The sequence below is a fragment of the Nocardioides sp. URHA0020 genome, from assembly GCF_000620705.1.
In the GTDB taxonomy this organism is placed as follows: domain Bacteria; phylum Actinomycetota; class Actinomycetes; order Propionibacteriales; family Nocardioidaceae; genus Nocardioides.
Genome location: NZ_KK211171.1, coordinates 153,816 through 174,549, shown reverse-complemented (window position 1 = coordinate 174,549; position 20,734 = coordinate 153,816). Strand labels below are relative to the sequence as shown.

Here is a 20,734-nt window from a genome sequence, read left to right as displayed (position 1 = left end):
GAGTCGGCGCCAGATTGCACCCTGAGGTGCGACCTGACGCCGACCCGACTGCGATCCGGCGCCGACCCGTGCGGTCAGCCGACGTGGACCGGCACGTCCTCCGGGCCGTCGGTGGCGAGCTCCTGGTGCTTGACGTTGAGGAAGAGCCACGTCGCCAGGGAGCCGATGGAGATCAGCGCCGCGCCGACCAGGAAGGCCGCGGTGGCGCCGTCGGTGAACGAGCCGAGGTAGGCCAGCTGGCCGACCTGCTCCGTCGGGAGGCCCTGCTGGGTGAAGGCACCGGCCAGCTCCGACTTCTTGTCGCTGGCCGCGCTCAGCGCGACGGTGCTCAAGATCGCGAGCCCCAGGGCACCGCCGACCTGCTGCATCGTGTTGAGCACGCCGGAGCCGATGCCGGAGTCCTCGGAGCGCAGGTGGTGCACCGCGGTGAGGGTGAGCGGCACGAACACCGCGCCCATGCCGATCGACATCAGCACGATGAACGGGAAGATCTCCGTCCAGTAGTTCACGCTGTCGCCCAGGGCGCCGCCCTGCATCGCCTCGAGCACGCCGCTCGCCGAGTCCGGCACGGACAGCTGCGAGAAGCCCACCAGGGCGGCCGCGGCCATCAGGGTGCCGGTACCGGCGATGAAGCGGGCATCGATCCGGTTCACCAGGTTCGACGAGACTGCCGCGCCGATCACGATGCCGAAGGAGAACGGCAAGAACGCGAAGCCGGCGTGCAGCGGGCTGTAGCCCATCACCAGCTGGATGAAGAGGCTCAGGAAGTAGAACATCGAGAACATCGCCGCCGGGACGACCATCATCACCAGGAAGCTGGTCGCCCGGGTGCGGTTGGCGAAGACCCGGACCGGCAGGAGCGGGTGCTTCACACGAGACTCGATGAACGCGAACGCCGCGAGCAGCACGACGCCGGCCGCGAGGGACGCGATCGTCCACGGGTCGTCCCAGCCGTGCGCGGCCTGGCCGGCGCGGCTGAAGCCGTAGACCAGGCCGAGCAGGCCCAGCGTGCCGGTGATGGCGCCGGGGACGTCGAGCTGGCCGGGGTGCGACTCGGACTCGTTGAGGAAGCGCGGGGCGAGCGCCGCGGCGATCAGGCCGATCGGGACGTTGATGAGGAACGTCATCCGCCACCCGTCGATGTCGACGAGCCCGAGGAAGCTGTTGGTGCCGGTCAGCCAGCCACCGAGGATCAGGCCCACCGCCGCGCCGGCGCCGGACATCGCGGCGTACACCGCGAAGGCGCGGTTGCGCGCGGGGCCGGCCGGGAAGGTGGTGGTGATCAGGGCCAGGGCGGCGGGCGAGGCGAGCGCCGCGCCCAGCCCCTGCAGGCCGCGGGACGCGAGCAGCAGGCCCTCGCTCTGGGCGAGACCACCGAGCAGCGAGGCGATCGCGAAGACCGACAGGCCGATCATGAAGACCTTCCGGCGGCCGTACAGGTCACCCAGGCGTCCGCCGAGCAGCAGCAGGCCGCCGAAGGACAGGGCGTAGCCCGTGACGATCCACGTCAGGTTGGCGCTGCTGATGTTCAGGTCTTCGCCGATGTAGGGCAGCGCGATGTTGGCGATGGAGGCGTCGAGCACCACCATCAGCTGCGCCATCGAGATGAGCACGAGTGCCCACGTCAGGTTGAGCTTCTTGCCGGGAGCATCGGTGCTCTCGACACTGGCGACTTCAGTCATCAGTCTTCCTTCTGGGTCGTCTGGAGTGTGGCCGGGTCGCGGGTGGCGGCCGGCAAGATGATCTGGTCGATCACACGGGTGATCAGGTCGGGCCCGGGGATCTCGCCCATCACGAAGACGCGGTGCAGGACGATCCCGGCCAGGGCCGGTTCGAGGAGGTCGACATCGATGTCGTCGCGGAGCTCGCCCCGGTCGCGGGCGCGCTCCCAGAGCTGGCGGGAGACGGCGATCTTGGGCGCGATCACGTCGCGGCGGAAGGCCGCGGCGAAGTCGGCGTCACGGGTGATCGCGGTCAGCACGCTGGCGAACATCGCGACGGCGGTCGGGTCGACCAAGCCCCCGACGCCGCAGAAGACCTGTTGCAGGTCGCCGCGCAGGGAGCCCGTGTCGGGGAGGTCGCGGGCACTCTTCGTGTGCTGGAGCGCCTCGATCACCAGGCTGACCTTGTTGGTCCACCGTCGGTACAGCGTGGCCTTGGACGCCTTCGCCTTGGCGGCGACCGCGTCCATGGTGAGTCGGTCGTAGCCCACGTCGGCGAGGACCTGGAGGGTCGCCTCGAGGATCTCCTGCTCGCGCTCGCCCTCGATGCGGGGGCGCTCGTTCGTGGGGGTCATCGGTGGGGTCCTCGGGTGTTCATTCTTCGTTAACCTGGATGAAACGAAACGGTTTCGTTTCATCCCCAACAGGCTAGACCGCCCGGTTCATTCCGCTCCAGCGAATATTTCTCAGACTTTTTTCAGCGCCCCGGCGAGGGCCCGTCGGGGCGGGTGCCGACCGTCGGTGCCGACCGGCAGAATGGACGCCATGAGCACCCCGTCCGAGCCGCAGGTCGAGCACCGACGGATCGCGGAGGAGATCGAGGACGCCCGCTGGCGCTACTACGTGCTGGACGACCCGACCCTCGACGACGCCGACTTCGACCGGCGGATGCGCCGGCTCGAGGAGCTCGAGGCGGAGTTCCCCGAGCTGCGTACGCCGGACTCGCCGACGCAGAAGGTCGGCGGTGCCGTCTCCACCGAGTTCACCGCGGTGGACCACCTGCGCCGCATGGAGAGCCTCGACAACGCCTTCTCGTACGACGAGATCGAGTCCTGGTACGCCCGTCTCGCGCGCGACGGCGTCGAGCAGCCGGCCCTGCTGTGCGAGCTCAAGGTCGACGGCCTCGCCATCAACCTGCTCTACGAGGGCGGTCGGCTCAAGCGGGCGCTGACCCGCGGCGACGGCAGCACGGGGGAGGACGTCACGCCCAACGTCCGCACGATCGCGTCGGTGCCCGACCGGCTCACCGGGACCGACGAGTTCCCGGTGCCGGACCTGATCGAGGTGCGCGGCGAGGTGTTCCTGCCCGTCGAGGCGTTCGAGCGGCTCAACGAGTCGTTGCTCGAGGCGGGCCGGGCGCCGTTCGCCAACCCGCGCAACTCTGCCGCCGGGTCGCTGCGGCAGAAGGACCCGCGGGTCACCGCCAGCCGCGCGCTCGGCATGGTCTGCCACGGCATCGGCGAGCGCCGGGGGTTCGAGCCGACGGCGCAGTCGCACGCCTACGACGCGCTCCAGGCGTGGGGGCTGCCGGTCAGCGACAAGGTCAAGGTCGTCCCGACGCTCAAGGACGTCGAGGCCTACATCGAGCACGCCGGCGAGCACCGCCACACGATCGTGCCCTACGAGATCGACGGCGTCGTGGTGAAGGTCGACGACGTCTCGCTGCAGCGCCGCCTGGGCTCCACCAGCCGGGCGCCCCGATGGGCGATCGCCTTCAAGTACCCGCCCGAGGAGGTCAACACCGAGCTCCTCGAGATCCGGGTCAACGTCGGACGCACCGGCCGGGTCACGCCGTACGGCGTCATGGTCCCGACGCTGGTCGCCGGCTCGACGGTCGAGAACGCCACGCTGCACAACTTCCACGAGGTGGTGCGCAAGGACGTGCGCCCCGGCGACACCGTGATCCTGCGCAAGGCCGGCGACGTGATCCCCGAGATCCTCGGACCGGTCCTCGCGCTGCGCCCGGAGGGCCTCGCGGAGTGGGTGCCGCCCACCGAGTGCCCCTCGTGCGGGACCCCCCTGGTGGAGCAGAAGGAGGGCGACAAGGACCGGCGCTGCCCCAACCACGAGCTCTGCCCCGGTCAGGTCCGCGAGCGGGTCTACTTCGTCGCCGGTCGCAGCGCGTTCGACATCGAGGGGCTGGGCTACGAGGCCGCGACGGCGCTGCTCGACGCCGGGGTCGTCGCCAACGAGGGTGACGTCTTCGACCTCACCGCCGAGCAGCTGCTGCGGGCTCCGCTCTTCACCCGGGCGCCGAAGAAGGACGAGGAGGGCCCCCAGCTCTCCGCCAACGGCCAGCGGCTGCTCGACAACCTCGGCGACCGCAAGGACGTGCCGCTGTGGCGGGTCCTGGTGGCGCTGTCGATCCGGCACGTCGGCCCGAGCGCCGCGCGTGCCCTGGCCCAGGAGTTCGGGTCGATGGCCGCGATCCGCGCGGCCACGGAGGAGCAGCTGGCCGCGGCCGAGGGGGTGGGGCCGACGATCGCGGAGGCCGTGATCGCCTGGTTCGAGATCCCCTGGCACGTGACCATCGTCGAGAAGTGGACGGCGGCGGGGGTGCGGATGGCCGACGAGCGCGACGAGTCGACCCCGCGCACGCTCGAGGGACTCACGGTCGTGGTGACCGGCTCATTGGTCGACTTCAGCCGCGACTCCGCCAAGGAGGCGATCCTCATCCGCGGCGGCAAGGCCGCGGGCTCGGTGTCGAAGAAGACCGACTACGTCGTGATCGGCGACAACGCTGGGTCGAAGGCCGAGAAGGCCGAGCAGCTCGGCGTACCGATCCTCGACGAGGCCGCCTTCAAGGCGCTGCTGGCGGACGGTCCGCCGGCTGCAAATGGTTGACACCACCCCTAGGGGTGGGAGTTTGACCGTTTGCCCTCCGGACGCTCATCGTCGTGAAACCTTGTGACGGTGACCACCATCAAGCGCCTCGCCGCTACCGCCCTGACCGCCGCCCTCGTCTCCGTCCCCACCGTCGCCGTGACCTCGGCCGACGCCGCGCCTGCGCGCGCCGGCAAGTCCTGGACCACCATCGCGAAGTGGGAGGGCGCCAAGCACCAGGCGTGCAAGGTGTCGATCCGCAAGGGCAAGGCCTTCGTGATCTACACCCGCCTGGTCAACGGCAACAAGGCCGAGATCGGTGCCGCCCTCATGGTCACCAAGGGATCGAAGACGCGCTCGGAGTGGCACTCGCCGCTGATCGCCAAGGGCAAGACCTCGAAGACCGGCAAGGTCGTCTTCCCGCGCAACGCCGGCTACACCCTGGGCGCCGGACAGTTCCAGGGTCAGATGGGTGACGGCGGCCCGGTCAAGGTGACGAAGATCGGTCGCTGCTGATCCCGGCGGGTGCCCGGGCCTGCCCTAGACGGGCAGGCCCTGGGCGCCCTGCACCAGCCGCACCTGCGGGGTGACCTCGATGCCGGTGCCGGTGCACTTCCCGGTGTCGGGGTCGCAGGTCTCGACCTCGGACCGCTGCTGCAGGTACTTCTTGCCGACCAGGTGACCGTCCGGGGTCCAGCCGTACTCGCTGACGTCGCGGTCGCCGCCGAGCAGGACGAAGTCGCCGGTGTCCACCCTGTAGACCCGGATCCCCTTCCTGCCGTTGGGGACCGCGAGGTACTTCCCGTTCGGCGACAGGGAGGCGCCGACGTCGTACGCCGCCGACCGGACCGTGACGCTGAGCAGCAGCTCGTCGTCGACAGCCGACCACACCTCCCACCGACCCTCGCCCATGTAGCTGGCGAGTCCGCGGCCCTGCTGATAGCCGCCCCGCGCGATGATCATGCCGTGGCTGTCGTTGAGCGGCAGCTGCCGACCGGTGCGCCAGTCGACCTGGACCCGTTCGTCCTCGGTGCCCGTGTAGATCACCACGTCACCGTCGAGGGCGGCCTGGCCGATGCGGTATTCGTCCCGCTGCGCGGCGGGGGTGCTGACCACCTGCTCCCGACCGGTGAGGAGGTTGATCACGACGAGCTCCGAGGCCTTCGAGCCGGCTGACTGGCGGGTGTACGCGATGTACGGCGAGGTGGGGTCGCTGGCCGGAGCCGCGCCCAGCCTGGTGATCCCCGGGTGGTCGATCGGGTGGGTCTTGCCGTCGGGGGTCACCAGGATGGTGACGCTGCGGATGTTGTCGGGGGCCGGCTTCTTCGTGAACCTCGGCGACCAGACGAGCACCCCCACGGACGTGTAGGACAGCAGGCCCACGTGCGGCACCGTGACGACGTGGTTGCCGATGTGCACCTCGTCGCCGGTCGCCCAGGCGCCCTTCTCCACGTACGCCTTCTGGTCCGCGGGCCCGGCCGGCTGGAGCTGGTCGTCGCTGCGGTCGCCGACGACCGCGCCGACCGTGACCCCGGCGACGAGCACGACGACGGCGGCGAACGCGACAGCGAGCGTCGTACGGCGCCGCCGCTGGAGCGCCCGTCCCTGCGCCAGGACGCGATCGGCCGCCGGAGGTGGCACGGCCAGCGCCGTCGCCTCGTCGTGCAGCAGGCTCGAGAGTCGTTCAGTCATGGTGTGCTCCCTCGGTCGAGGGGACGACGTCGTCGCCCAGGAGGGCTCGCATCCGCGCGAGGGCGTCGGAGGTCTGGCTCTTCACGGTGCCCTCGGAGATGCCGAGGGCGTGGGCGACCTCGCGGACGCTGAGGTCGTCGTAGTAGCGGAGCACCACGACCGCCCGCTGCCTGGGAGCGAGGGTCGCCAGGGCCGTCTCCACCGCGGGCCGGGTGCTGGGGTCGAGGTCGCGCCCGGCGTCGGGGAGCACCTCGGTCGGGTGCTCGTTGCGCCAGGAGCGCCGCCGGAACCACGAGGCCGCGGTGTTGGCGAGGACCACGCGGGCGTACGCCGGTGCGGCGGCGGGCTCCTTGACCTTGCGCCACGAGGCGTAGGTCTTGGCCAGCGACGTCTGCACCAGGTCCTCGGCGAGCTGGTGCTCGCCCAGCATCAGGTAGGCGGTGCGGTAGAGCGCCGGCCAGACGGCATGCACGAACTCGGCGAACTCCTCGTCCGTCAGTGTTCTCGCCATCGATCCTCCTCGAGCGGTCACCCGACAAGATGCCGCATCGGCCCGATCGGTTGGGTCGGGCCCATCTCTCCTAGGATTGACCCCATGCCCGAAATCACGCGCGACGAGGTCGCCCACCTGGCGAACCTCGCCCGGATCGATCTCTCCGACGCCGAGCTCGACCATCTCGCCCCGCAGCTGTCGGTGATCCTCGAGTCGGTCGCCTCGATCAGCGGCGTCGCCGGTGACGACATCCCGCCGACGTCCCACGCACTCCCGCTCACCAACGTCTTCCGCGAGGACGTCGTGACCCCGAGCCTGACGCCCGAGCAGGCGCTCTCCGGAGCCCCGGCAGTCGACGAGCAGCGCTTCTCCGTGCCGCGCATCCTGGGCGAGGAGGCCTGATGAGCCTCATCCAGAGGACCGCGGCCGAGCTGGCCGACGCGCTCGCCGCCGGTGAGACCACCTCGGTCGAGCTGACCCAGCTCCACCTCGACCGGATCGCGGCCGTCGACGGCGTCGTCCACGCCTTCCTGCACGTCGACGCCGAGGGCGCGCTCGCGCAGGCGGCCGAGTCGGACGCCCGCCGCGCGGCCGGCGCGCTGCTGTCCGCGCTCGACGGCGTGCCGATCGCGGTCAAGGACGTGCTCGCGACCGAGGGCCTGCCGACGACCTGCGGGTCGAAGATCCTCGAGGGCTGGATCCCGCCGTACGACGCGACCGTCGTCGCGAGGCTGCGCGCGGCCGGCCTGCCGATCCTCGGCAAGACCAACATGGACGAGTTCGCGATGGGGTCCTCGACCGAGCACTCGGCGTACGGACCCACCCACAACCCCTGGGACCTGGAGCGGATCCCCGGCGGCTCGGGCGGTGGCTCGGCGGCCGCGGTGGCCGCCTTCGAGGCGCCGCTCGCGATCGGCACCGACACCGGCGGCTCGATCCGCCAGCCCGGAGCCGTGACCGGCACGGTCGGCGTCAAGCCGACGTACGGCGGGGTCTCGCGCTACGGGCTCGTCGCGCTCGCCAACTCCCTCGACCAGGCCGGCCCGGTGACCCGCACGGTCCTCGACTCGGCGCTGCTGCACGAGGTGATCGGCGGCCACGACCCCAAGGACTCCACCAGCATCGACCAGCCGCTGCCCGACCTCGTCGCGGCGGCACGCCTGGGCGCGACCGGGGACCTGAGCGGCGTCCGCGTCGGCGTGATCACCGAGCTCTCGGGCGACGGCTGGCAGCCGGGCGTGATGGACCGCTTCCAGGAGTCGGTCGACCTGCTCGTGAAGGCGGGCGCCGAGGTCGTCGAGGTCTCGTGCCCCAACTTCGTGCACGCGATGGCGGCGTACTACCTGATCCTGCCGGCGGAGGCATCGAGCAACCTCGCGAAGTTCGACGCGATGCGCTACGGCCTGCGGGTCTGGCCCGAGGGCAAGCCCGACGCCAGCGCCGAGGAGGTGATGCGCGCGTCGCGGGACGCCGGCTTCGGCGACGAGGTGAAGCGCCGGATCATCCTCGGCACCTACGCCCTGTCCAGCGGCTACTACGACGCCTTCTACGGCCAGGCCCAGAAGGTGCGCACGCTGATCTCGCGCGACTTCGAGGCCGCCTTCGAGAAGGCCGACGTGCTGGTCTCCCCGACGGCGCCGACCACGGCGTTCAAGCTGGGGGAGAAGCTCGACGATCCGATCGCGATGTACCTCAACGACCTCGCGACCATCCCCGCCAACCTCGCGGGCGTGCCCGGCATCTCGGTGCCGAGCGGCCTGGCCGAGGAGGACGGCCTGCCGGCCGGCTTCCAGATACTGGCGCCGGCGCTCGCCGACGACCGCTGCTACCGCGTCGGCGCCGCCCTCGAGGCCGCGCTGCTCGCCCAGTGGGGCGGACCCCTGCTCGACAAGGCTCCCGCCCTGGAAGGTGCATGACCATGACGGACACGCTGGTTGGCTTCGACGACGTGCTGGCGTCGTACGACCCCGCGCTCGGCCTGGAGGTCCACGTCGAGCTCAACACCAACACCAAGATGTTCTGCGGCTGCCCCGCGGTCTTCGGCGGCGAGCCCAACACCCAGGTCTGCCCGACCTGCCTCGGCCTGCCCGGCGCGATGCCGGTCGTCAACGCCAAGGCGATCGAGTCGGCGATCCGGATCGGCCTCGCGCTCAACTGCGAGATCGCCGAGTGGTGCCGCTTCGCCCGGAAGAACTACTTCTACCCGGACATGCCGAAGAACTTCCAGACCAGCCAGTACGACGAGCCGATCGCCTTCGAGGGCTACCTGGACGTCGACGTGGACGGGGAGATGTTCCGCGTCGAGATCGAGCGCGCCCACATGGAGGAGGACACCGGCAAGTCGCTGCACGTCGGCGGCGCCACCGGTCGCATCCACGGCGCCGACCACTCGCTGGTCGACTACAACCGGGCCGGCATCCCGCTCATCGAGATCGTCACCAAGCCGATCCAGGGTGCGGGGGAGAAGGCGCCGGCGGTGGCGCGAGCGTACGTCTCCCAGCTGCGCGACCTGATCCTCGCCCTGGGAGTCTCCGAGGCCCGGATGGACCAGGGCAACCTGCGGGCCGACGTCAACCTCTCCCTGGCGCCGAAGGGCTCCGGGGTGCTCGGCACCCGCACCGAGACCAAGAACGTCAACTCCTTCCGCTCGGTGGAGCGGGCGGTGCGCTACGAGATGCAGCGCCACGCCGGCATCCTCGACGCGGGCGGCTCGATCCTGCAGGAGACCCGCCACTGGCACGAGGACACCGGGATCACCACGAGTGGTCGCGAGAAGTCCGACGCCGAGGACTACCGCTACTTCCCCGAGCCCGACCTGGTGCCGGTCGCCCCGTCGCGCGAGTCGGTGGAGGAGCTGCGTGGCACCCTCCCGGAGAACCCGCTGCTCAAGCGTGCCCGGCTCCAGGGCGACTGGGGCTACACCGACCTCGAGATGCGCGACGTGATCGCGGCCGGGGTGGTCGGCCTGATCGAGGAGACGGTCGCGGCCGGCGCCTCGCCGCAGGCCGCGCGCAAGTGGTGGCTCTCCGAGCTCGGTCGGCGGGCCAACGACGCCGGCCTGGACATCACCGACCTCGACGTGACGCCCGCCCAGGTGGCCGCCGTCCAGGCCCTGGTCGACAGCGGCTCGCTCAACGACAAGCTGGCGCGCCAGGTCTTCGACGGGCTGCTCGCCGGCGAGGGCACCCCCGAGGAGATCGTCGCGGCCCGCGGGCTCGCCATCGTCTCCGACGAGGGTGCGCTCTCGGCAGCGGTGGACGCCGCCATCGCCGCCAACCCGGACGTCGCGGACAAGATCCGCGACGGCAAGGTGGCCGCGGCCGGCGCCCTGATCGGGGCCGTCATGAAGGAGATGCGGGGCCAGGCCGACGCCGGCCGGGTGCGCGAGCTGGTGCTCGAGAAGCTCTCCTGAGTCGTTGCTGCCCGCGCGGCGGAGCTATGCTGCGCGGGCACGACCAATACTGCACGCCCGTGGTGGGGGAAGCCGGTCCGAGTCCGGCGCTGACCCGCAACCGTAGGCCGTCCCTCCCCGAGGTGGCGGCGAGCCGGAGCACCTGTCGCGACGCGTCCTGATCACATCGCTGTCGTGGAAAACAGCGGGTGGCGACCCGGGGATCCACCTCCGAGCACCTCCCGCTGAGCAGCGGGAAGGAACCATGCACCACTTCGTACGCCGTGCCGCCGCCCTCGTGGCCGCGCCGGCCCTCGTCACCCTCGCCTTCGTGGCGGCCCCCCCGACGGCCTCGGCCGTCCCCGCGCCGCTGCCCGCCCCGGCCGCTGCCGCGGCCGGCTGGCTGGCGCTGCAGGCACCTGACTACGGCTCGTTCGCCATCGGCAACACGATCGACCAGGAACTGGCCCTTGACGCTCTCGGTGGCCACGAGTCGACGGTCCAGGCGATCGGTGCCGGGGTCGCGGACCACCTGACCGCCTACACGGACTACGCCTACTGCGACGTGACGTACGGGACGCCGCCGTGCCCTGAGGGCGAGCACGCGATCGCTGGCACCAGTGCTGGCGCTGTCGCAAAGGCTCTGGTCGGGCTCCAGGCCGCCGGGACCGACAGCAGCGGCGTCGTCACCAGGCTCGAGGGTCTGGTGCGGAATGCCGGTGACGACCTGGCCGGCCGGGCGATCTCCCCGGAGACCACCGACGGAGCGCCGTCAGCGAACGGCTACACGAACGTGATCGGTCAGAGCTTCGCGGTCCGTGGACTGGCATCGGCTGGCAGCGCAGAGGCAGCCGTCGCGTCCGACTACCTGTGGCGGCTCCAGTGCGAGAACGGCTCCTTCCAGGAGGGCCTGCCGGGCGAGGAGGTCGCCCAGACCTGCGACGCCACCACCTTCTCGTCAACCAGCGTCGACGCCACTGCCCTGGCGGTCATCGCCCTGGCACAGGTCGGTGGTGAGGACGCCGACGCTGCCGTCATCAAGGCGACGACGTGGCTGAAGTCCGTGCAGCAGAGCTCCGGTGGCTTCACGAGCGACGGTGCCGCCGGCACTCCCAACGCGAACTCGACAGGTGTCGCCACGCAGGCGCTGGGCTCCACCGGCTCTGCCCAGGCGGCCGCGAAGGGCGCGATCTGGGTCCGTCAGCACCAGATCAACGTCCAGAGCGGGTGCGCGCCCTTCCGGGCAAGTGCGTCCGGTGCCATTGGGTACGACGACGTGGACCGGGCCGCCGCTCTCAAGGACGGCATCACGACCGGCAGCTACGCCAAGTGGCTCCGCGCCACGGCGCAGGCGGCGCCCGCGCTGAAGTGGGCGCCCGAGGGCGGCACGCCGAAGGTGCTGTTCACGGCCGAGTACGTCCGCGGCGGCACCACCCAGACGGTGGGCGTCACCGGCGTCGACCCGGGCGAGCAGCTCTGCGCCCGGCTCGGCACCCAGCGCGTCATCCGGTGGGCCACCGCCGGCGGCGCCGCCTCGCTGGCGGTCAAGATCCCGACGACCACGGCGACCAGCAGCGTGGCCGTCTCCGGCGTCGAGAAGAAGATCGGCACCGCGCTGATCCACGGTCTCGGTGCCACGAAGGTCCCCTTCACGGTCAAGGCGAAGGTCCGCACGGGCCGCTACCAGTCCGTGCGCGTGAGCGGCCTCGCACCGGCCGAGTCGGTGACCGTCCGGGTGCTCGGCAAGGTCAAGCGCGGACAGGCGACCAGCAAGGGCACGTTCAACGCCAGGGTCAAGGCCACCGGCAAGCCTCGCAAGGTCACCGTCACCGTGACCGGCGAGTTCAGCAACCGCACCAACCGCAAGACCTTCAAGGTCGTCCGCTGACCATGAGGATCGGCGTACGCCTCGCCGCCGCGTGCCTCCTGGCCGCGGCGGCGGGCGTCGTCGGGTCGGCGGCTCCCGCGACGGCCGGCACCTGCTCCAGCGCCGACGGAGTCAGCGTCGTCGTCGACTTCCACGAGCTCGGCGGCGGTGCCCGGACCACGTGCGTGCGCGGAGGTGGCGGTGACCTGGCCGCGGACCTCTTCCCGGCGGCCGGCTTCTCCCTCACTCGCGTGCAGAGCCAACCCGGCTTCGTCTGCCGCGTCTCGGGTCGGCCCTCCGCTGAGGCCGAGCCGTGCCAGCGGACGCCACCGGCCGACGCCTACTGGGGTCTGTGGTGGTCCGACGGCACCTCGGGCAGCTGGACCTACGCGTCCAGCGGTGTCGACGGGCTCACGATCCCCGACGGCGGGTACGTCGCGCTGTCGTGGAGCACCGGCTCGCGCGCCGTCCCCGGCCCCGCCGCGGCACCGCACCCGAAGGCGACCGCGACGCCTCGACCCACGAGCAAGCCGTCCGCCAAGCCCTCGAAGAAACCGACGAGGAAGCCGCCGTCGACCACCTCGACCACCTCGACCACCGCGCCCGGCTCCGTCAGCCAGCCGACCCGCACCCCGGACGACGAGGTCGGTCAGATGGTGCCGGAGTCGGCCACCCCGACGCCGACGACGACCTCCACGCCGAGCACCAGCGCGACGCCCACCACGACGCCGACCGCGAGCCCGACCCCCAGCGGCTCGGCATCGTCCTCGATCGGCCCGGCGACCGCACCCGTGGCGTCCTCCGACCCCGCCGACCCGTCGGACGGTGGCCTGCCGACGTGGGTCGGTCCGGTCGTGGTCGTGCTCCTCTTCGGGGCCGGGGCGGCCGTCGCCGTCGTACGCCGTCGGGGGAGCCCGGCACCGTGATCCGCGCCCGCGACCTGCATCCGGTCGCCTGGTGGCTGTGGGCGATCGGGCTGTCGGTCGCCGCGTCGCTGACCACCAACCCGCTGATCCTGCTCATGCTGATCGGCGTCGCGGCCCTCGTCGTGTCGCTGCGGCGCTCGGAGCAGCCGTGGGGCCAGTCCTTCCGGCTCTACGTCTGGCTCGGCGTCGTCATCGTGGTGGTGCGCGTCGCCTTCCGCCTCGTCTTCAGCGGCAGCTTCGACGGCCCGGTGCTGCTCGACCTGCCGACGATCCCGCTGCCGGGCTGGGTCGACGGCGTCACGCTGCTGGGCCCGATCTACGCGCAGTCGCTGCTGTTCGCGCTGTACGACGGGCTCCGGCTCGCCACCATCGTGATCTGCGTGGGGGCCGCGAACTCGCTCGCCAACCCCAAGCGGCTGCTGCGCTCGGTGCCGCCGGCGCTCTACGAGATCGGCACCGCGCTGGTGGTGGCGGTCAGCATCTTCCCGCAGTTCGCCGACAGCGTCCGCCGGGTCCGGGCCGCCCAGGCGCTGCGGGCAGGGGAGACCGGCCGGGTCAGCGGACTGCGCCGGCTGCTGGTGCCGGTCCTCGAGGACGCCCTCGAGCGCTCGCTCGCGCTGGCCGCCGGCATGGACTCCCGCGGCTACGGTCGCTCGGGTGCCGCCACGCCCGCGCAACGTCGTACGACCGGAGCCCTGATGCTGCTCGGGCTGGTCGGCATCTGCGTCGGGACGTACGCCGTCCTCGACCGCACCGCGCCGCGGCTGCTCGCGCTGCCGATGCTCGCGATCGGCCTGGCCGCCGCCGTCGCCGGGCTGCGCAGCGCCGGACGCCGCGTGGGACGCACCCGCTACCGGCCCGACCCCTGGCGCTCGCCCGAGCTCGCGGTGGTCGCCGCCGGCCTCGCGGTGGCCGGGATCGGGTGGTGGGTCAGCCGCTACCAGGTGCTGGTCGCCTACCCTCCGCTCGACGAGTTCCCGACCCTGAGCGCGGCCGCGCTCGCGGCCGGCGCCATCGCGCTCTTCGGCGCCCTCTGCTCCCCGCCGGCGGCGCGAGCCGTGGTGGCCGCATGATCGAGCTCCGGGGGATCACCTTCGCCTACGACGACGCACCGGTCCTCGCCGACGTGGACCTGGTCGTCGACGAGGGCGAGCTGGTGCTGGTGTCCGGCCCGACCGGTGCCGGCAAGTCCACCCTGCTCGGCGTCGTGACCGGCCTGGTGCCGCGCTTCTCGGGCGGCACGCTCGACGGTGACGTGCTGCTCGACGGCGTCAGCATCGTGCACGCGCCGCCGCGCGAGCGGGCGCACGCGATCGGGTACGTCGGGCAGAACCCGGCCGCCGGGTTCGTCACCGACACCGTCGAGGAGGAGCTCGCCTACGGCATGGAGCAGCTCGGGCTGCCGCCCGAGACGATGCGCCGCCGGGTCGAGGAGACGCTCGACCTGCTCGGCATCGCCGAGCTGCGCCACCGCGACCTGCGCACCCTCTCGGGCGGGCAGCAGCAGCGGGTCGCGATCGGCTCCGTGCTGACCATGCACCCGCGCCTGCTCGTGCTCGACGAGCCCACCTCCGCGCTCGACCCGACCGCCGCCGAGGAGGTGCTCGCCACCCTGACCCGGCTCGTGCACGACCTCGGGGTGTCGGTGCTGCTCGCCGAGCACCGGCTGGAGCGCGTCATCCCCTTCGCCGACCGGATGTGCCTGCTCACCGGCGACGGTCACGTCACCGTGGGCGAGCCCGCCGCCCTGCTGGCCACCTCGCCCGTCGTACCCCCGATCGTCGAGCTCGGTCGCGCCGCCGGGTGGGACCCGCTGCCGCTCAGCGTCCGCGACGCCCGCCGCCTGTCGCGCCCGCTCGCCGACCGGCTCGGGCCGCCGCCTGAGCCCGTCGACGCCGCCACGACCACCGCGGCCGCCGTACGACGCCTCGACGTGGTGCACGGCCAGACAATCGCCGTCCGCGCGCTCGACCTCGACCTCGCCGACGGCCGGGTCACCGCCCTGATGGGGCGCAACGGCTCCGGCAAGTCCTCGCTGCTGTGGGCGGTGCAGGGCAGCGGCCGGCGTACGGCGGGCCGGGTCGACGTCGCCGGCAGCGACCCCGCCGCCCTGGCCCCGGCCGGCCGGCGGGCGCTGGTCGGGCTGGTGCCGCAGAACGCCGCCGACCTGCTCTACCTCGAGACGGTGGACCAGGAGTGCGCCGCCGCCGACGGCGGGTCCGGCGCGTGCCGCGCGCTGCTCGACCGGCTCGTCCCCGGGATCGCGGGCGGGCAGCACCCGCGCGACCTCTCCGAGGGCCAGCGGCTCGCGCTCGCGCTGGCGCTGGTGCTGGTGGCGCGGCCGCGGGTCCTGCTGCTCGACGAGCCGACGCGCGGGCTCGACTACGCCGCCAAGCACGTGCTGGCCGGGATCCTGCGCGGTCTCGCGGCCGAGGGTCATGCAGTGCTGGTCGCGACCCACGACGTGGAGTTCGTGGCGCAGGCGGCCGACGACGTCGTCGTGCTGGCCGAGGGCGAGGTCGTCTCGTCGGGGCCGGTGCGCCGGGTGGTCGCGGAGTCGCCGGCGTTCGCGCCCCAGGTGACCAAGGTGCTCGGGGTGCCGTGGCTGCGCATCGACGAGGTCGTCGCGAGGCTGGACGCATGAGCACCGTCGCCGTACGCATCTCGCCACGGTCCGCGACGGTCCTCGCCGTCGCGTCGGTCGCCGGCCTGATGATGCTGTGCTGGCCGCTCCTGCTGCGGGCCGGGACCGGTGAGCGCGTCGACCCGCCGTTCCTCTTCCTCGGGCTGCTCCCGGTCGTGATCGCCGTCGTGCTCGCCGAGCTCAACGAGGGCGGCCTGGACCCGCGGGTCCTGGCGGTCCTCGGGGTGCTGAGCGCCGCCAACGCGATCCTGCGCGGCATCTCGCCGGGGACGGCGGGGGTGGAGCTGACGTTCTTCCTGCTGATCCTGGGTGGCCGGGTCTTCGGTCCCGGCTTCGGGTTCGTGCTCGGCTGCACGTCGCTCTTCGCCTCGGCGCTGATGACCGCCGGCGTCGGCCCGTGGCTGCCCTACCAGATGCTCTGCTCGGCGTGGATCGGGATGGGCGCCGGGCTGCTGCCGCGGCGCCTCACCGGCCGCGCCGAGATCGCGCTGCTCGCGGGCTACGCCGTGCTCGCGTCGTACGCCTACGGCCTGCTGATGAACCTCTCCGGCTGGCCGTTCGTCGCAGGGATCGCCGTGGCCGGTCACGAGGGGTCGCTGTCCTACGTGCCGGGGGCCGACCTCGTCGACAACCTGCACCGCTTCCTCGTCTACACGCTGCTGACCTCGACGGCCAGCTGGGACACGATGCGCGCGATCACCACCGCGGTCGCGATCGTGCTGCTCGGGCCGGCGATCCTCGCGACCCTGCGGCGTGCGGCGCGCCGGGCGACCGTGACCGGAGCCGTCAGGGCCGGATGAGCAGGATCCGGTCGTCGCCCTGCTGCGGGCTGCCACGGCCGTCGGTGTTGCTGGTCGTCACCCACAGGTTGCCGTCGGGGGCGGCGACGACCGTGCGCATCCGGCCGTACCTGCCCACGAAGAAGTCGACCGGGCGCCGCGCCCGCGCGCCGCTGACGTCGATGCGCCAGAGCCGCTCGCCCTTCAGCGCGGCCAGCCAGAGGTTGCCGTCGAGCCAGGCCAGACCGGACGGGGAGGCCTGGTCGGTGTCCCACACCACCTGCGGGTCCACCATCCCGGGGCCACCGCCGCGGCCCTCGACGGTCGGCCAGCCGTAGTTCTTGCCCGCCTTGATCAGGTTGAGCTCGTCGTAGGTGTTCTGCCCGAACTCCGAGGCCCAGAGCCGGTCCTGGTCGTCGAAGGCGAGTCCCTGCACGTTGCGGTGCCCGTAGGACCAGACCGGCGATCCGTCGAACGGGTTGCCGGGCGCGGGGTCGCCGTCGGTGGTGATCCGCAGAACCTTGCCGGCGGTCGTGCCCTTGTCCTGCGCGAGCTCCGACGAGCCGGTCTCGCCGGTCGAGGCGTAGAGGTAGCCGTCGGGTCCGAACGCCAGGCGCCCGCCGTCGTGGATGAAGCCGTTGGGGATGCCCGTGAGGATCGCCGTCGGCCTGCCGAGCCGCTTGCCGCGCAGCGGTGCCTTGACGATCCGGTTGTCGTCGGCGGTGCTGACGTAGAAGAAGAGCATCCGGTCGCTCGCGAAGTCGGGTGAGACGGCGACGCCCAGCAGCCCCGCCTCGCCGCCCTGGTCACCGAGGCCCACGGCGTCCGCGATGGTGCCGACCTCGCTCACGTCGTACGACGGGCTCGTCAGCAGGAGGACCTTGGTCGTGTCGCGCTCGGTGACGACCGCGTCGCCGTTGGGGAGGAAGGCGATGCCCCACGGCGTGGCGAGGCCGGTCGCGACGGTGCCGACGACCTTCGGTGGGGTCGTGTCCCTGGTGGGGGACGCCGACGCGGTCGGGCCGGCGTCGGACGGGGTCGGCGACGCAGCCTGGGACTGCGGCGTCGCGGTCACCGTGGCGCTGGGCCCGTCGCTGCCGTCGCTGCTGCAGGCGGTCAGCCCGGCCGTCGTGAGGGCGGCGGCGCTGGCGAGGGCGGCGAGGCGTCTCATGTCGGAACCCTACGCACGCGCAGGTGAGGCTGAGCCCGCCGGACGGCACCGGGGAGAGGCCGTTCCAGCCCGGCAGGCTCAGCCGTGTGCAGCCTGGGCTGCGACCTCCGGCGCCGGGGAGTGACCGCGGGCGGCCAGGAAGTCCTCGACGTCGTGGAGCTCCGCACGCCGTTGTGCGAGAGCGGTGGAGGCGATCATGGCGTTGCGGCGAGAGCGCTGCTGGGACTCGACGGGCCACCGTCGTACGGCCGCCACCGCTCGGTCGACCGGTCGTGCGGCGCGGCGCGGTAGCAGGTGCATCGCGAGCTCCCCATCAGTGTCCCCGAGTGACAACGTGCTCCCACGCTAGGAGGTCGACGGCTCCTCTGCGGTCAACGTCGTGTGACGGTTGGGTGAACGGATCCGGCCGCGCGCACACGTGGGCCGCCCGGTCCTCGGGCGGCCCACGTGCTCAGTAGGACGGCGGCGTCAGCGGGTGACCCGCACCGTCGTCGAGTCGGCGACATCGGTCACCCGGTGCCCGACGACCACCCGCAGGCGGCCGTGGGGGGTGACCCAGCGGTCCCGCTGGCTGTCCCAGTAGGAGGCGGCCTCCCGGGGCACCCGGATCGTCACGACCCGGCTCGCCCCCGCCCTCAGCGGCACGGACCGGTAGCCGGCGAGCTGACGCGTCGGCGTGGCCGGCCCGCCCGGGAGACGTCCCAGGTAGATCTGCGGGACCGCCCGGCCGGTCCGGTCGCCGACGTTGCGCAGGCGGAGCCGCACCAGGATGTCCGGGTTCGCACCCGCGGCGAGACGGGCGCTGAGCCGGTCGAACCGGAACCGGGTGTACGACAGACCGTGGCCGAAGGCGAAGCTCGGCCGCGCTCCGCTGCGCAGATATCCGCGGTAGCCGACGAACACGCCTTCAGTGAAGCGGGTGACGCCGGTCCCGATCTTGGGCACCTGGCGGTCGCTCTGCGGGATCGTCGCCGGCAGGTGGCCGGACGGGTTCACCCGCCCGAACATCACGTCGGCGATCGCGTTGCCCTGTCGCTGGCCCGGGTACCAGGCCTGGATCGCGCCCTCGACCCGCCCGATCCACGGGGACACCCGGGACACGGTGCCGGTCTCGACGACCACGACCGTGCGGGGATTGACCGCCGCGACCTTCCGGATCAGCTGCTCCTGCTCCTTGGGCAGGACCAGGCTGGGGCGGTCGTAGCCCTCGGTCTCGTAGTCACGCACGACGACCACGGCGGTGCGCGCCCGGCGTGCGGCCGCGACCGCAGCGTCGATCTTCGGTGTCGTGACGGAGTCCGGGTGCCTCCAGAAGAACCGGACCTGGCCGCCCTGGTAGGAGCTCGCCGCGGCTGCCGAGTAGTCGATGCGGATGTCGAGCTCCTGGTTCTTGCGCAGGCGGATCTGCTTCGAGACCGATGACAGTGCGCCGGTGTGCTGCACGAAGCGGGTGCCGTTGACGTAGAGGGTGGCGTCGCCGCGGGCGGTGAGTCCCAGCGTGTACGTCGCTGCCCTCGGTGCCGTGAAGACCCCGGTCCACCGCGCGGAGAGGTCGCCGAGCAGGGCGAAGTCCCCGCGCACGGTCGGGATCTTCGGTGACGCGGCGTTGAAGCCGGGGAAGTTCTGGAACCCGAAGTTCACGTTGGCGTTCGGATCCACCTGGCTCAGGTGCGGCTCACCGGAGAAGCTGGCGTTCGACCAGTACTGCGCCGTGAGCCCGTCCTCGCGACTCCCGGCCGCGGGGCTCAGGACCGTGGACGGCACGGGAGCCGGTCCCGGCAGCAGGTCGCCCTCGGAGATCCCGTCGACGCCGGGCGAGTACGTCACCTGGGACCCGCGTGCGGCGGCCCGGATCCCCTCCAGCGGACTGACGGAGGCGGTCGGGAAGGTGTTCTGCGAGGAGCCGCCTCCCTGGGCGGAGATGTTGTCGGCGTCGGGCCCGATGACCGCGATCGACCGTCCGTTCCTCCGCAGCGGCAGCACCTTCTCGGCGTTCTTCAGCAGCACCATGCCGCGCGCGGCGATGGTGCGGGCGGTCGTGTCGTCGGCCTTCTTCGGCCACGGGCCGACGGTCGCCGGCGTGTCGAGCAGACCGAGACCGATCATGGGTCGCAGGATCCGTCGCGCCATGTCGTTGAGCCGGGCCATGGACACGTCGCCCGCCTGGACCGCCGCGACGAGGCGCTCCCCGAAGTTCGCCGAGCCGGGACCCTGGTCGCCCGGCTGCTCCTGGTCGAGCCCGTTGTTGGCGGCCTGGACCGTGCTCGGGGTCGCGTTGTAGTCGCTCATCACGAACCCGCGGAAGCGCAGCTGCTGCTTGAGCAGGGTGTTCATCAGCGGGCTCTCGCATGCGTGGGCGCCGTTGATCTGGTTGAAGGAGCACATCATCGCTCCCGGGTGGGCTTTGCGCTGCGCGATGCCGAACGGTCGCAGGTAGATCTCCTGCAGCGCCCGCTCCGAGACCCGGGCGTCGACGTCGAACCTGTCGGTCTCCTGGTTGTAGGCGAAGGGGTGCTTGAGCGTCGCGATGACCGGGTAGTCCTGGATGCCGAGCGCCACCTGGCTGCCGGTGAGCCCGGAGACCAGCGGGTCCTCGCCGAAGCCCTCGAACGAGCGTCCCCACAGGGGCGTCCGGGTGATGTCGAGGGTGGGCCCCAGCAGCACGTTGTGACCGGTGCGCAACGACTCGCGGCCGAGGACCACGCCGTACCGGCGGGCGAGGCTGGTGTCGAAGCTGGCGGCCAGGGAGGATCCGGAGGGGAGCTGGGTCGTCCTGCGGTCGACGGCGGGGTTGGCGACGCGTACGCCGATGGGTCCGTCGGCCATGGTCTGGGCGGGGATGCCCAGTCGCGGGATCGGGTTGTTGTAGAAGCCGAAGTTGTTGTTCAGCTCACCGGTCGCGAGATCGGCCTTCTCCTCGGTCGTCATCTGCGCGAGCAGGGCGTTCACCCGCCGCTCGACGGCCGGTGAGCGGTCCCAGCGGGTGACCGGCAGCAAGCGGTGGTCGGGGGCGACCCGGGGTGGCTCGCTGCGAGGCCCGGTGAACCGGCTGCGCTGGTCGGGGTGGTGGTCGGTGGCTGCGTGGGCCGGGACCGGCAGGGTGATGGCGATCGCCCCTGCCAGACATGTCGCGATGGTGCGTGATGTTCTCCTCATGGTCTTCCCTAGGACGTTGGAGTACCCGGGCCGCTCTCCCATGACGTCCGCGCTCCCGAGGCAGCCAGCGA

17 protein-coding genes are annotated in these 20,734 nt (G+C 72.1%); 10 read left to right on the top strand and 7 right to left on the bottom strand.

Annotation, left to right across the window (positions count from 1 at the left end):
* Window positions 1–74 precede the first annotated feature (74 nt).
* Window positions 75–1,682, bottom strand: coding sequence for an MFS transporter (locus tag N542_RS0120250; protein ID WP_028645483.1), 1,608 nt, complete (start codon window positions 1,680–1,682; stop codon window positions 75–77).
* Entirely contained in the window at window positions 1,682–2,296 is a 615-nt protein-coding gene (locus tag N542_RS0120245; RefSeq protein ID WP_028645482.1) for a TetR/AcrR family transcriptional regulator, read from the bottom strand. Before N542_RS0120245 ends, N542_RS0120250 begins: the two co-directional genes overlap by 1 nt.
* A 181-nt stretch (window positions 2,297–2,477) precedes the next feature.
* On the opposite strand from N542_RS0120245, the gene ligA reads away from it, so the two are divergent.
* Window positions 2,478–4,565, top strand: coding sequence for an NAD-dependent DNA ligase LigA (gene ligA, locus N542_RS0120240; protein ID WP_036509038.1), 2,088 nt, complete (start codon window positions 2,478–2,480; stop codon window positions 4,563–4,565).
* A gap of 69 nt (window positions 4,566–4,634) precedes the next feature.
* A complete protein-coding gene (locus N542_RS0120235) occupies window positions 4,635–5,060 on the top strand; it encodes a hypothetical protein (RefSeq protein ID WP_155993251.1) in 426 nt (141 codons plus the stop codon).
* A 24-nt stretch (window positions 5,061–5,084) separates the two neighbouring features.
* Here N542_RS0120235 and N542_RS0120230 read toward each other — a convergent pair whose 3' ends face one another.
* Window positions 5,085–6,236: a WD40 repeat domain-containing protein gene (locus tag N542_RS0120230; RefSeq protein ID WP_028645479.1), complete on the bottom strand. Its 1,152-nt coding sequence runs from the start codon at window positions 6,234–6,236 to the stop codon at window positions 5,085–5,087.
* On the bottom strand, window positions 6,229–6,747 hold the full coding sequence (locus N542_RS0120225; RefSeq protein ID WP_028645478.1) for a SigE family RNA polymerase sigma factor: 519 nt from the start codon (window positions 6,745–6,747) through the stop codon (window positions 6,229–6,231). The genes N542_RS0120230 and N542_RS0120225 overlap by 8 nt, the downstream gene beginning before the upstream one ends.
* 84 nt (window positions 6,748–6,831) lie before the next feature.
* Between N542_RS0120225 and gatC the strand changes: the two genes are divergently transcribed.
* The 8 genes from gatC to N542_RS0120185 all read left to right on the top strand — a co-directional run bounded on the left by gatC (window position 6,832) and on the right by N542_RS0120185 (window position 16,357).
* On the top strand, window positions 6,832–7,131 hold the full coding sequence (gatC, locus tag N542_RS0120220) for an Asp-tRNA(Asn)/Glu-tRNA(Gln) amidotransferase subunit GatC (protein ID WP_028645477.1): 300 nt from the start codon (window positions 6,832–6,834) through the stop codon (window positions 7,129–7,131).
* On the top strand, window positions 7,128–8,645 hold the full coding sequence (gene gatA / locus N542_RS0120215) for an Asp-tRNA(Asn)/Glu-tRNA(Gln) amidotransferase subunit GatA (RefSeq protein ID WP_231482797.1): 1,518 nt from the start codon (window positions 7,128–7,130) through the stop codon (window positions 8,643–8,645). Before gatC ends, gatA begins: the two co-directional genes overlap by 4 nt.
* Window positions 8,646–8,647: 2 nt before the next feature.
* Window positions 8,648–10,141: an Asp-tRNA(Asn)/Glu-tRNA(Gln) amidotransferase subunit GatB gene (gene gatB / locus N542_RS0120210; RefSeq protein ID WP_028645475.1), complete on the top strand. Its 1,494-nt coding sequence runs from the start codon at window positions 8,648–8,650 to the stop codon at window positions 10,139–10,141.
* 244 nt (window positions 10,142–10,385) lie between these two features.
* A complete protein-coding gene (locus tag N542_RS0120205; protein ID WP_028645474.1) occupies window positions 10,386–12,008 on the top strand; it encodes a prenyltransferase/squalene oxidase repeat-containing protein in 1,623 nt (540 codons plus the stop codon).
* Window positions 12,009–12,010: 2 nt separating this feature from the next.
* A complete protein-coding gene (locus N542_RS25860) occupies window positions 12,011–12,913 on the top strand; it encodes a hypothetical protein (protein ID WP_051552149.1) in 903 nt (300 codons plus the stop codon).
* Entirely contained in the window at window positions 12,910–13,986 is a 1,077-nt protein-coding gene (locus N542_RS0120195) for an energy-coupling factor transporter transmembrane component T (protein ID WP_028645473.1), read from the top strand. The genes N542_RS25860 and N542_RS0120195 overlap by 4 nt, the downstream gene beginning before the upstream one ends.
* Window positions 13,983–15,557 (top strand): ABC transporter ATP-binding protein, encoded by a 1,575-nt coding sequence (locus N542_RS0120190; protein WP_028645472.1) that lies wholly within the window; start codon window positions 13,983–13,985, stop codon window positions 15,555–15,557. Before N542_RS0120195 ends, N542_RS0120190 begins: the two co-directional genes overlap by 4 nt.
* The gene (locus N542_RS0120185; protein ID WP_028645471.1) at window positions 15,554–16,357 is read left to right on the top strand and encodes an ECF transporter S component; all 804 of its coding nucleotides are present in this window, start codon (window positions 15,554–15,556) and stop codon (window positions 16,355–16,357) included. The genes N542_RS0120190 and N542_RS0120185 overlap by 4 nt, the downstream gene beginning before the upstream one ends.
* On the opposite strand, the gene N542_RS0120180 is transcribed toward N542_RS0120185, so the two are convergent.
* The 3 genes from N542_RS0120180 to N542_RS0120170 form a co-directional block, all read right to left on the bottom strand.
* Window positions 16,344–17,507, bottom strand: coding sequence for a PQQ-dependent sugar dehydrogenase (locus N542_RS0120180; RefSeq protein WP_028645470.1), 1,164 nt, complete (start codon window positions 17,505–17,507; stop codon window positions 16,344–16,346). The two genes, N542_RS0120185 and N542_RS0120180, sit on opposite strands and share 14 nt — an antisense overlap.
* A gap of 78 nt (window positions 17,508–17,585) precedes the next feature.
* A complete protein-coding gene (locus N542_RS0120175) occupies window positions 17,586–17,807 on the bottom strand; it encodes a hypothetical protein (RefSeq protein ID WP_028645469.1) in 222 nt (73 codons plus the stop codon).
* 168 nt (window positions 17,808–17,975) lie between these two features.
* Entirely contained in the window at window positions 17,976–20,663 is a 2,688-nt protein-coding gene (locus tag N542_RS0120170; protein ID WP_028645468.1) for a beta-glucosidase H, read from the bottom strand.
* Between the last annotated feature and the right edge of the window lie 71 nt (window positions 20,664–20,734).

What these genes read in the sequence shown, in the direction of transcription:
- N542_RS0120250 (WP_028645483.1), bottom strand. Translation starts at nt 1,682, where the DNA reads ATGACTGAAGTCGCCAGTGTCGAGAGCACCGATGCTCCCGGCAAGAAG.
- N542_RS0120245 (WP_028645482.1), bottom strand. Translation starts at nt 2,296, where the DNA reads ATGACCCCCACGAACGAGCGCCCCCGCATCGAGGGCGAGCGCGAGCAG.
- ligA (WP_036509038.1), top strand. Translation starts at nt 2,478, where the DNA reads ATGGACGCCATGAGCACCCCGTCCGAGCCGCAGGTCGAGCACCGACGG.
- N542_RS0120230 (WP_028645479.1), bottom strand. Translation starts at nt 6,236, where the DNA reads ATGACTGAACGACTCTCGAGCCTGCTGCACGACGAGGCGACGGCGCTG.
- N542_RS0120225 (WP_028645478.1), bottom strand. Translation starts at nt 6,747, where the DNA reads ATGGCGAGAACACTGACGGACGAGGAGTTCGCCGAGTTCGTGCATGCC.
- gatC (WP_028645477.1), top strand. Translation starts at nt 6,832, where the DNA reads ATGCCCGAAATCACGCGCGACGAGGTCGCCCACCTGGCGAACCTCGCC.
- gatB (WP_028645475.1), top strand. Translation starts at nt 8,648, where the DNA reads ATGACGGACACGCTGGTTGGCTTCGACGACGTGCTGGCGTCGTACGAC.
- N542_RS0120205 (WP_028645474.1), top strand. Translation starts at nt 10,386, where the DNA reads ATGCACCACTTCGTACGCCGTGCCGCCGCCCTCGTGGCCGCGCCGGCC.
- N542_RS25860 (WP_051552149.1), top strand. Translation starts at nt 12,011, where the DNA reads ATGAGGATCGGCGTACGCCTCGCCGCCGCGTGCCTCCTGGCCGCGGCG.
- N542_RS0120190 (WP_028645472.1), top strand. Translation starts at nt 13,983, where the DNA reads ATGATCGAGCTCCGGGGGATCACCTTCGCCTACGACGACGCACCGGTC.
- N542_RS0120185 (WP_028645471.1), top strand. Translation starts at nt 15,554, where the DNA reads ATGAGCACCGTCGCCGTACGCATCTCGCCACGGTCCGCGACGGTCCTC.
- N542_RS0120180 (WP_028645470.1), bottom strand. Translation starts at nt 17,507, where the DNA reads ATGAGACGCCTCGCCGCCCTCGCCAGCGCCGCCGCCCTCACGACGGCC.
- N542_RS0120175 (WP_028645469.1), bottom strand. Translation starts at nt 17,807, where the DNA reads ATGCACCTGCTACCGCGCCGCGCCGCACGACCGGTCGACCGAGCGGTG.
- N542_RS0120170 (WP_028645468.1), bottom strand. Translation starts at nt 20,663, where the DNA reads ATGAGGAGAACATCACGCACCATCGCGACATGTCTGGCAGGGGCGATC.